This is a genomic window from Kocuria sp. CPCC 204721, from assembly GCF_040980945.1.
Lineage (GTDB): Bacteria > Actinomycetota > Actinomycetes > Actinomycetales > Micrococcaceae > Kocuria > Kocuria marina.
Genome location: NZ_JAVKPO010000029.1, coordinates 1 through 10,412 on the forward strand (window position 1 = coordinate 1; position 10,412 = coordinate 10,412).

7 protein-coding genes are annotated in these 10,412 nt (G+C 68.9%); 4 read left to right on the forward strand and 3 right to left on the reverse strand.

Annotated features, from left to right (window positions below):
• The coding region (locus RF637_RS13525; protein WP_368809835.1) for an aquaporin at window positions 1-648 on the forward strand (648 nt) is incomplete at its 5' end.
• A gap of 185 nt (window positions 649-833) precedes the next feature.
• On the opposite strand, the gene cydD is transcribed toward RF637_RS13525, so the two are convergent.
• Genes cydD through RF637_RS13540 form a run of 3 tightly spaced genes read right to left on the reverse strand, consistent with a single transcriptional unit; the run spans window position 834 to window position 6,983 of the window.
• Entirely contained in the window at window positions 834-4,280 is a 3,447-nt protein-coding gene (cydD, locus tag RF637_RS13530; protein ID WP_145008094.1) for a thiol reductant ABC exporter subunit CydD, read from the reverse strand.
• Window positions 4,277-5,371, reverse strand: a complete 1,095-nt coding sequence (gene cydB / locus RF637_RS13535) for a cytochrome d ubiquinol oxidase subunit II (RefSeq protein WP_019311286.1) — start codon at window positions 5,369-5,371, stop codon at window positions 4,277-4,279. The genes cydD and cydB overlap by 4 nt, the downstream gene beginning before the upstream one ends.
• A gap of 28 nt (window positions 5,372-5,399) precedes the next feature.
• Complete coding sequence (locus tag RF637_RS13540) at window positions 5,400-6,983, reverse strand: cytochrome ubiquinol oxidase subunit I (protein WP_019311285.1); 1,584 nt, start codon at window positions 6,981-6,983, stop codon at window positions 5,400-5,402.
• Window positions 6,984-7,091: 108 nt separating this feature from the next.
• Here RF637_RS13540 and RF637_RS13545 point away from each other — a divergent pair, with 108 nt between their 5' ends.
• The 3 genes from RF637_RS13545 (at window position 7,092) to RF637_RS13555 (ending at window position 10,344) form a co-directional block, all read left to right on the forward strand.
• Window positions 7,092-7,478 carry a BlaI/MecI/CopY family transcriptional regulator gene (locus RF637_RS13545; protein ID WP_257879654.1) on the forward strand — a complete coding sequence of 129 codons (387 nt, stop codon included), beginning with the start codon at window positions 7,092-7,094 and terminating at the stop codon, window positions 7,476-7,478.
• 6 nt (window positions 7,479-7,484) lie between these two features.
• Window positions 7,485-8,435 (forward strand): M56 family metallopeptidase, encoded by a 951-nt coding sequence (locus RF637_RS13550; RefSeq protein ID WP_019311283.1) that lies wholly within the window; start codon window positions 7,485-7,487, stop codon window positions 8,433-8,435.
• Window positions 8,436-8,748: 313 nt separating this feature from the next.
• Entirely contained in the window at window positions 8,749-10,344 is a 1,596-nt protein-coding gene (locus tag RF637_RS13555) for a peptidoglycan DD-metalloendopeptidase family protein (RefSeq protein ID WP_144933147.1), read from the forward strand.
• Window positions 10,345-10,412 lie beyond the last annotated feature (68 nt).

The following is a 10,412-nucleotide window of genomic DNA, read 5'->3' on the forward strand; positions in this document are numbered from 1 at the left end:
CTTCCCATTCGCCAGTTCCTTCGGCATAACTCCATCCTCGTTTCCAAGGTCAGGAGCCTCCAACAAACTCACGGCGCTTCAGCGGTCGTGTCCGGGCGCACTCCGGCCAAGGTCGCCCTCGGCTACGTGGTGGCCCAGGTGCTCGGGGCGCTGGTCGCGGTGGGCATGCTGTGGGCGGTGCTGATGACACTGATTGATGCCTCCACCACCGCCCAGGCCTTGGGGGCGGTGGCCAACGGCTACGGGGAGAACTCCACCTCCCAAGCCGGTTGGTCCACCGTGCTTCTGGTCGAGTTCGTGGCGACGACGCTGTTCGTCCTCGTGGTCCTGGGCTCGACAGCCCCACGGGCCAACGCGGTCCTGGCCCCGGTGGCGATCGGGGCGAGCTTCGCCTTCCTGCTCACCATCCTGGCGCCTTTCGACGGCGGGTCGCTGAATCCGGCCCGCTCCACCGGCACCGCGGTTATCGGGGGTGTTGAAAGCCTGTCTCAGCTGTGGCTGTTTTGGGTTGCCCCGTTGCTGGGGGGTCTGGTGGCGGGTCTGATCTACCGTGTGGTAGATCTGGGCCGCTCACCCCGCCGCGCCACCGTGCCGCCCGCCGAAGACGCCACAGCGAGCACCGACACCTCCATCGCCCCGGGAGCGTGAGGGAGCCGAGCGGTGTCTCGTCACGGGATGGTCCTACTCGCCATGGCGTCTTCTCGGAGCCTTCCGGATTAACCCGTGCCAGCGCAGGTCAGCCGGGCGCCGGCGCTGAGGACGGGTCGAGCAGAGTCCCCGGAAGGGCTGTATCCCATCTGGGACGCCTGGAATTTTCTGCGTTGGCGGGACGGTCAGGGAACACGCGTCAGTGACCGGTCGCCGTTTCTAGCCTGCGCATGGTCACTGGTCTGTGCATGGTCACTGGGCTGTGGTGCGCAGTGCTGGTGCGCTCCTGGCAGGTGGAGGCGAACGTCTGCTCCAGTGCGTTGTTCGGCGTGGTGGGTCACGAGCACGACGATGCGGTCGGACAGTGCTGAGCGCAGGTCGGAGATCAGCGAGTGGGCAGCGGGTGCGTCGAGGTGAGCGGTGGGTTCGTCGAGGAGCAGGACGTCGGCGCGGGTGAGCAGCGCCCTGGCGACGGCGATGCGTTGTCGTTGGCCTCCCGAGAGGCTCCCTCCGCTCGGGCCGACTGGTGTGTCCAGGCCCTGGGGCAATCCACCCATGAAGGACTCCAGGCCCACGCGGGTAAGGACCTCATGCATGTCCTCATCGGTGGGCCGATCGTTTTTCCCCCGGGCGAGCAGGAGGTTCCCGCGGATGGTGGAGTCGAACAGGTGTGCCTCCTGGGGGCACCAGGCGAAGCGTCGCCGCAGCTGCCGGGCGTCGAAGGTGGTGCTGTCGGAGCCGTTGACCTGCCATGAGCCCTCCGCGGCGGGCAAGTGGCCCAGGAGGGTCGCCAGCAGGGTGGATTTGCCTGAGCCGGAGGGACCTTCAACGACGAGCCACCGGCCCCGGCGCACGGTGGCCTGGAGGTGGCGGAATGCCGGGGCCGGCGCCTGCGGCCAGGTGACGGCCAGGTCGGCCAGCGTCAGCTCTTGGACCTGAGCCGGAACCAGCCCGGCGGGGGGCCGAGGTCGCTTATGGCGGGTGGTTGTGGCGGTGACGGCATGGACCTTGCGCAGCGACTGGGCCAGCGCGGGCCACTGCTGTACCGCATCGACCGCGCCGAGCAGCGGATCGATCAGGCCCAGGGGCAGCAGCACGAGTGCGGCGACGACCGGTGCGGAGATTGTGCCTGCCGCCCGGGCTTCGACGGTGGTTGCCAGCATGAGCACGGAGGAGAGGGAGCAGGCCAGCACCACGACGGCCTCGCCCAGGCCCCGCGCCCAGGCAGTGGACCGGGTTGCGGTGTCCGCGGACTGCTCGAGGTCGTCGAGCCGGGCGAGCATGTCCTTGGCTCGATCGTTGGCGCGCAGCTCGTCGGAGGCGGCGACCATCGCGGCGAAGCGGCGGATCACGCTGGAGCGCACGACGGTGAGGTGGCGGGCCGCGGATCGGTCGGCCAGCAGCGCCGCGACGGGCCCGGCGAGCAGCCCGCCGAGGACGGCGACCAGTAGCGTGGGCACCGCGCTGGGGCACAGGGCCATGACGGCGACGACAGCCCCCAGGGCGGTGCCGGCCCCGGCCATCGGTGGCAGCAGGACCCGGGGGGCCAGGTCGCGGACCCGGTCGGCGGCGTCGACCAGGTGCTCCAGGGCCGCCCCACCGGTGGCTAGAACCCGGGAGGCCAGGCCTCGGGCGGCCAGCCCGGCCCAGATCCGGGACCTGAGCTCGGTGGTGGCGGACAGGACGGCGTCGTGGGTGGCCAGTCGTTCGGCGTAGCGCAGCACGGCGCGGCCGATGCCGAAGAAGCGGACGCCGACGATGGCGACCATCAGGTACATGATTCCCGGCTGCTCGCTGGCGCGCACGATTAGCCAGCCCGACAGCGTGGTGAGGGCGGCGGCGAACAGGGCTGAGGCCGTCCCCAGGGCCGCTGCCCCCAACATGCGCCAGCGAGTGGAGGCGAGGAACGCCCTGAGCTCGCCCAACGCACCACCGCAGGTCTCGGCGAGTGAAGAAGTGAACGCCTCGCCCTGGCGATCGGAGGCCTGCTGCTCCTCCGGGGCGGTGGTTCCTGGCTGGCGATGCGCCCCCTCCCCGCGGGGGCTGGCGGGCTGCCCCAGGAGCACTTTCTGGTCGGCGAGGGCGGTGATCTCGGTTTCGTGGGAGGCCAGGATCACGGTGGTGGTGCCGCGCAGGTTGTCGATGAGGTTTCTGATGCGGTGCGCGTTGGTGGGATCGAGGTGGGCGGTGGGCTCGTCGAGGAGCAGCAGCCGGGCCCCGGCGGTGATGCGGACCAGGCCCCGGGCCAGGCCCAGGCGGCGCAGTTCCCCGGGGCTGAGTTGGTTCGGGTCCGCCTCGGCCAGCCCGGTCAGTCCGACTCGCGCGAGGGCGTGGTGGGTGGAAGCGGTGTCGTGGGCGTAGAGCTGGATCTCGTCGAGGACGGTCTCGCCGACGGTGTGGATGTGCTGAGGCACCCAGGCCACTGCAGCCGGGTCGATCCCGTGGATGGTTCCTTTTTGGGCTTCGATGGTTCCGGCGAGGACCCCGAGCAGGGTGGATTTGCCGCTGCCGCTGGGGCCTTCGACGCTAGTGATAGTTCCGGAAGGGATTTCGGCGTCGAGACCGGATACTGCTGGGGAGGGCCGTCCTGGGTAGCGCACGACCACGCCACTGATTCGCACCGCGGGTGCCTGGTCCGCTGGGGTGTCCGGCTGGGGGTTGATCGTTGCGGGGTTCGATTCCGGTGGCGTCGGTCTGCGGATGTCGGGGGCCGGGGGCTCGGCGACGATCTCACGGGAGCAGTGCAAGGCTGCCATGCCGTCCTGGGAGGCGTGGAAGGCTGCGCCGAGGTCGCGGAAGGGGGCGAAGCATTCGGGGGCGAGGATGAGGGCAATGAGTCCCACCAGGAGGTCGAGGTCACCGTAGACGAGGCGCACGCCGACGAACACCGCCACGACGGCGACCGAGAGCGTGGCGATCAGCTCGAGCACGAGCGCGGAGAGGAACGCGGTGCGCAGGGTCACCATGGTTGTGTGCCGGTGCTGCTCGGAGACATCGCGCAGCGCCGCAGCCTGCTCCTCGATCCGTCCCAGGCCCACGAGGACGGGCAGTCCACGGGCGAGTTCGACCAGGTGGTGGGAGAGTCGTTGAAGGGCGGCGGAGGACTCCTCAGCCTTGTCCTGGGAGTGCAGCCCGATCAGTGCCATGAACACCGGAATCAGGGGCACGGTGAGCGCGATGATGAGGGCGCTGACCCAGTCGGCGGCCAGGATCCGCGCCCCGACCAGCAGAGGCACGGTGGTGGCGGCGGTGACCGAGGGCAGCACGCGCGCGTAGTAGTCGTCGAGGGCGTCGAGGCCGATGGTGCCCACAGTGGTCGTGGCGCCGACGTCGTGGCCGCCCCCGGCCAGGAGGCGGGTGGCGAGTTCTCGGCGCAGCCCCCGCTTCGCCCGACCGGCGGCGCGGACGGCGACGACCTGGGTGGCCCAGGTGGTTGCGGCACGCAGCAGCCCGGCACCGACCCCGACCAGCAGAGCCCGTTGCCAGGCCGCCGTGTCATGAGCGATGACCCCGACGATGCCGCGGGCCAGGGCTTCGGCCATGCCGATCAGAGCCAGAGCCTTGAGCGCTCCGAGGAGGCCGAGGGTGAAGACTGTGGCAGCACCACCGGGGCCCAGCGGGGGACGTTTCATGCCTGCTGGTTCCCGTCCGTGCCCGTCCCCGGCACACCCTCACGTCGGGTACCCGCGGCGCGGCTCGGGGCAACGGCGGGAAGGACGGGGTGGGGGGCGGGAAGATGGCCGGTGGTCAGGCGCCGGCGGAACACCCAATAGCTCCAGCTCTGAGCGAGCATCACCGAGGGCAAGCCGATGGCCGCCACGACGGTCATGACCCCCAGGGTGTAGTCGCTGCTGGAGGCGTTGGCCACCGTCAGGTGGTGGGCGGGGTCGATCGTGGAGGGCAGGACCACGGGGTAGACGTTGGCGAAGATTGAGGTAAGGCCGCAGAACAGCAGTGCGGCGGAGCCGGCGAAGGCGCGGCCTTCCCGGCCCAGGCGGGCGCTGGTCCACCCGAAGAGCGCGGCGACGACCGCGGCACCGACCAGGGGCCAGGTCCAGGCCTTGTCGTGGAGCACTTGAACGGCCAACACCCACACGGTGAGCGGCACCAGCGCGGCCGGGCCGAAACGGAGGAGGAACTGGCGGGCACGCACCCGGACCGGGCCCTCGGTCTTCAGTCCCAGGAAGGCCGAGGCGTGCACGAGGCAGAAACCGACCAGCGCCAGCCCACCGAGCAGCGCGTAGGGCGTGAACCAGGCGAAGGCCCCGCCGACGCGGTCGCCGTTGGCGTTCAGCGGCAGGCCCGTAGTGGTCAAAGCCAAGGCAGCACCGAGCCCGAAGGCGACCAGGAACGATCCCCCGCCCAGGGCCCGGTCCACCCACCGCCGCCACCGGTCGCTGTGGACCTTGCCGCGGTACTCGATGGACACCGCCCGGAAAATCAGCCCGACCAGGACGAACACGAAGGGGACGTACAGGGCAGAGAACAAGGAGGCGTACCAGTCGGGGAAGGCGGCGAAGAGCCCGGCGGCTGCGGTGATCAGCCACACCTCGTTGCCGTCCCACACCGGGCCGATGGTATTGAGCATCTGCCGGCGCTGGCGCTCATCGCGGGTACTGGTGAGCATGAGCATCCCCACGCCCAGGTCGAAGCCGTCCAGGAGGATGAACCCGGTCCACAGCACCGCGATGGCGATGAACCAGAGAGTGGGAAGCAGTTCCATGTCAGGGGCCGTTCTGTGGTCGTCGGGCTCAGTAGGCGAAGGCCAGCACGTCATCGCGCCGACCGGTCATGCCCTCGGGATGGGCGGGGTCATCTTCGTGGTGGGCGAGCTCGGGCATGGCCGAGGCGACCCCGCCGCGCACGTAGCGCACGAGCAACCTCGTCTCCACCACCAGCAGGACCGCGTAGATCAGCCCGAGGGTGATGAGGGAGAAAAGGATCTCCTCCCCGCTGACTCCCGGGGAGACGGCAGCGGCGGTGTACATGTACACCCCGTCCACACCACTGGGGTTGGGATTCGGGACGACCACGAACGGTTGCCGTCCCATCTCGGTGAACACCCACCCGGCAATGTTGGCCCCGAAGGGTGCCAGGATGGAGGCCACCGCCACCCACATCAAGGGCTTGGAAGCCGGGACGGTGCCCTTCCGGGTGAGCCACAGCGTCAGCGCCGCGAAGCCGGCGGCGAGCATGCCGAAGCCGATCATCAGGCGGAACCCCCAGTAGGTGACCTCCATTAGGGGCAGGTAGTCGATCTTTTGGCCGGCCCGTTCGCCGTACATGGGGTCTTCAGGCAGGTGGGTGCCGTAGGCGGCCTCGTACTGTGGGATGAGGGTGTTCACGCCCTTGACTTCGGTGTCGAAGTCCCCGTGGGCCAAAAACGACAGCAGGCCCGGGATCTCGATGACGTTGGTCACCTGGTCACAGTCCTGGGCTCCGAGCGGGCCCACGGCCAGCACCGAGAAGCTGGTGCCATCGTGGCAGGCCGCCTCAGCGGCGGCCATCTTCAGCGGCTGCTGGTCGAACATGAGCTTGCCCTGCAGGTCCCCGGTGGCGGCGACCCCGCCGAAGGCGACGGCGGCGACCACCGCACCGATGCGCAGGCTGGACAGCCACACCGCGTGGTCGACCCGGTCCCGCCCGGGAATATCGGCCCGCTCTCCCACGACCACGGCACCGGAGTCGTCGACGGTGTCGATGTTGTCCCGGCGGCGCTGCCACAGCTGGTACCAGGAAACCCCGATCAGGAACGCCGCGCCCACTGCCACCGCTCCGGCCAGGGTGTGGGAGTAGGCCACCAGGGCCGTGTTGTTGGTCAGCACCGCCCACACGTCGTTCATCACCGGGCGGCCGTCCACCATCTCCACGCCCACCGGGTGCTGCATCCAGGAGTTGGCGACGATGATGAAAAAGGCCGAGACCACGGAGCCGAGCACCGCGGTCCACAGCGTGGCCAGGTGCAGCTTCTTGGGCAGGCGGTCCCAGCCGAAGATCCACAGGCCCAGGAAGGTGGACTCGAAGAAGAAGGCGAGCAGGCCCTCCATCGCCAGCGGTGCGCCGAAGACGTCGCCGACGAAGCGGGAGTACTCGCTCCAGGCCATCCCGAACTGGAATTCCTGCACCAACCCGGTGGCCACGCCCATGATGAAGTTGATCAGGTAGAGCTTGCCCCAGAACTTCGTCATCCGCAGCCAACGCTCGTTGCCGGTGCGCACCCACATCGTCTGCATGAGCGCCACCAGCAGACCCAGCCCGAGCGTGAGCGGGACCATCACGAAGTGGTAGACGGTGGTGATCCCGAACTGCCACCGGGCGATCTCCAACGGATCCATGGGTTGTCCCCCAAGCCTTTTTACAGTGGTGTAGAAGTAGTTCTACGAGTCGTAGAACTACTTCTACACCACTGTAGAACACGTGGGTCGGTCCGCTAGAATCAGCTGGTGGCAACCAACGAATCGAAACGTGCAACCTCCTTAGGTGACCTGGAGCGATCCATCATGGAGATCCTCTGGCAGGCGGACACCCCCCTGTCGGCCTACGACCTCCAGGACCAGCTCCCCCTAGCCACCGACAGCGGTCGCCCCCGCGCCGCCACCACCGTGCTCACCGTCCTGTCCCGCCTGGAGCGCAAAGGCTTCGTCACACGGGAACGCACCTTCCGCCCCCACCGGTACCACGCCGCAGCGTCCCGCGAAGAGCACATGGCCTCCCTCATGCACGAGGTCCTCGGAACAGCCAACGACCGGGCCGCCGTACTCGAACGCTTCGTCGGGGGCGTCAGTTCCGAGGAGGCACAAACTCTGCGGCGCCTCCTCGACGACCACTGAGTCCATGTGATCAGCGCCTCGATCGGCCTCGCGGCATTTGCTCTCGCCCTGGCCTGGCCCGTCCCGATCCTTTTCTCGCACGCCAAGTGGCCGACCCGCGCCCCCGCCACCGCACTGGTGCTCTGGCAGGCCGTCGCCCTGGCCGGCGGGCTGTCGATGCTCGGGGCCTTGCTCACCTTCGGCCTGGCCCCTTTTGGGCCGGACTTGGTCACGGGCGGCATCAGCTTCGCCGCTAGCTTCTTGGGAGATCAGCCATGGGTGCCCGCAGGCCCGATGCACATCCTCGCGCTGTCCGGAGCAGTTCTGCTCGGCGGGCATCTGCTGCTGAACCTGATGGTCACGATTGTGCGCGCCGAACGCGATCGCCGGCGCCATGCCCAGCTGGTCCTGCTCCTGAGCACACCGTTGCCCGATGCCCCCGGCACCCGGCTCCTCGACAACCCCGCCCCTGTCGCCTACTGCCTCCCGGGGGCGTTCACCACGATGACCGTCCTCTCTGCCGGATTGCTGTCACTGCTCGATGAAAACGAGCTGGACGCGGTGATCGAGCACGAGAAGGCACATGCCACCCAACGCCATGACATCGTGCTGATGCTATTCCGCGCCTGGAAGGCTTCCCTGCCCTGGTTCCCCATCGCCGACCGCGCTCACCGCGAAGTCGGGCTCCTCGTCGAGATGCTCGCCGACGACCGCGCCCGCCGGAGCGTCGACGACCGTACCCTCGCCCGAGCCGTCGCCCTTGTCAGCACCGGTGGATCCGCTGCTCCCTCGCACCGCTTCCAAGGCACCTGGACAGGCGCGGCCCCTGCCGAGGACGCCCGTCATCGCATCCTGCGACTGGAGGCCACGCCCGTGCCGGCGGGACAAAAGGCAACAGTCATCGGCGCAGCCGCTGCGCTCATCATCGTGCCCACCATCTTGCTGCTCGCCCCCGGCCTCACCAATCTGCTCGACTGACCACAGGCGCGAACCACCCTGGCTGCCACGGCAACACCTGACCCATGACTCGGCGCCCTGACACCGAGATCTACCGCGTCACATGAGGTACATCAGCGCCACTTTGCCACCGATTCAGGAACCTCGAATCGGAGGGCGGCAGCTCTGCGCGTCATACAGCGTTGCGTGCCCGCACGACACCGCATTAACGGGAGCGAAGACGTATCCTCAGGAGGATTGTCCGTGCTCCTACGCGCACACCAATGTTTGATGCCTGCGGTCCGTTGCTCGATCTTTCCGTCGTTGCCCGCGACGTCCTGGGGGAAACACCATCATGCCCCGTGACTCCTCTCGCCGCCCTGCCAAGCCCGACCTCCGTCACCGCGCCTCCTCGCCGGTGAGCGCCCTCGCCGCGTTCTCGGCCCTCGTGGCGCCGAGCGTGGCCGTCAGCTCGGGCGTCACTCCGGGGGCCGGCGAAGAACGAGGGGCTGCCTTCGGGGTGTCGGCGGGCTCCTCGGCCTCCTCGGAGCGGTCGGACAGCGGGTGGAGCCTCTTCGCGTCAGGTCAGGAGCGGCAGCACCCTCCGGCGGCACCGTTGCGGCAGAACCGTTCCACCTCGCCCGTCCGTGACGGCGCCGCAGGCAACGGGTCCTGGCGCCAAGGCACCGGGCCGGGCGACGCCGCCCGGAACGCGGCCTCGACGGTGCGCCCGGGGCGACATGCACCGAGGCTGTACTCGGGCGAGCTTCCCGTCAACACCCTCATCGCCCCCACCACTCCCGGGGCCGTCCTGACCGGGGGAACCTTCGGGTGGCGGATCGCCCCCGATCGCGGCGACCGCGAGTTCCACAACGGCACCGACGTCTCCGCAGCCGCAGGGCTGCCGGTCGTGGCGGCCGCCGAGGGCGAGGTGACGGCCGTGTTCTGGGACGTCTGGGGCGGCAACCGTGTGGAGGTCACCCACGCGGACGGACTGAGGACCACCTATAACCACCTCGAGGACGTCAGGGTGGCCACCGGTGACCGGCTGGCCGCAGCCGAGCAGCTCGGTTCCGTCGGTGCCACCGGAACCCGAGTCACGGGACCAAACCTGCACCTCGAGACCTGGGTCGACGGGCAGGCCGTGGACCCCCAGTCCTTCGACTGGGTCGACGGTCTCCGCGTCATTCCCGCCTCCCGCAGCAAGTACTCCTTGGAGGTGCCCGTGCCGGCCCCCGTGGATGACGAGACCACCGCCAAGAAAAAGGCCGCCTCGGACGAAGAAGCTGCCGAGCAGAAGGCCGCTGCCACCAAGAAGGTCACGAAGGAGCCCCAACCCACGGCCGAGCCTTCCGCTCCTGCGAAACCCAGCCCCACACCGGCCCCTCCACCGTCAGCGGCGCAAAAGCCCACGGCCATCCAGACCAAACCCGTAAAACCCGCCCAACCGGCACCAGCTCCTGCCCCGCCCGGCCCCACAACGGCACCACCCCAACCGGCACCAGCTCCTGCCCCGCCCGGCCCCACAACGGCACCACCCCAACCGGCACCGTCACCGTCTGCGGACACTGGGAGCGAGAAGGAGCTCCTGCCCGGAGTGGCGCCCCGGGTTCCGGACACCAAACGGGACACCGATCGCGACGGCACCCTCGACATCAATGACACCGACCTCGACGGGGACGGCATCGACAACAAGGCTGACGACAACCTCGACGGCGATAAGTTCATCAATGAGGTTGATCCGGACATGGATGGGGACGGCCTGCTCAATGAGGAAGACCCGGACATCGACGGGGACGGCATCCTCAACGACAAGGATGAGGAACCCATACGCCCGGCACGAGTGGCGCCCGCCAAACCAACTCCCGAGACTGGTGTGCCCAGCGATCCTGTAGGGATTACGGCCCCTGCCGGGGGAACTCAGGCTGCTGGGACCTCGTCGGCCACCTGAAGCGCCCTGGGTCTGATGGAGACTCGCGCTATTTGATTCCGACCAGGTGTTCGCGGTCGGCTTGGACA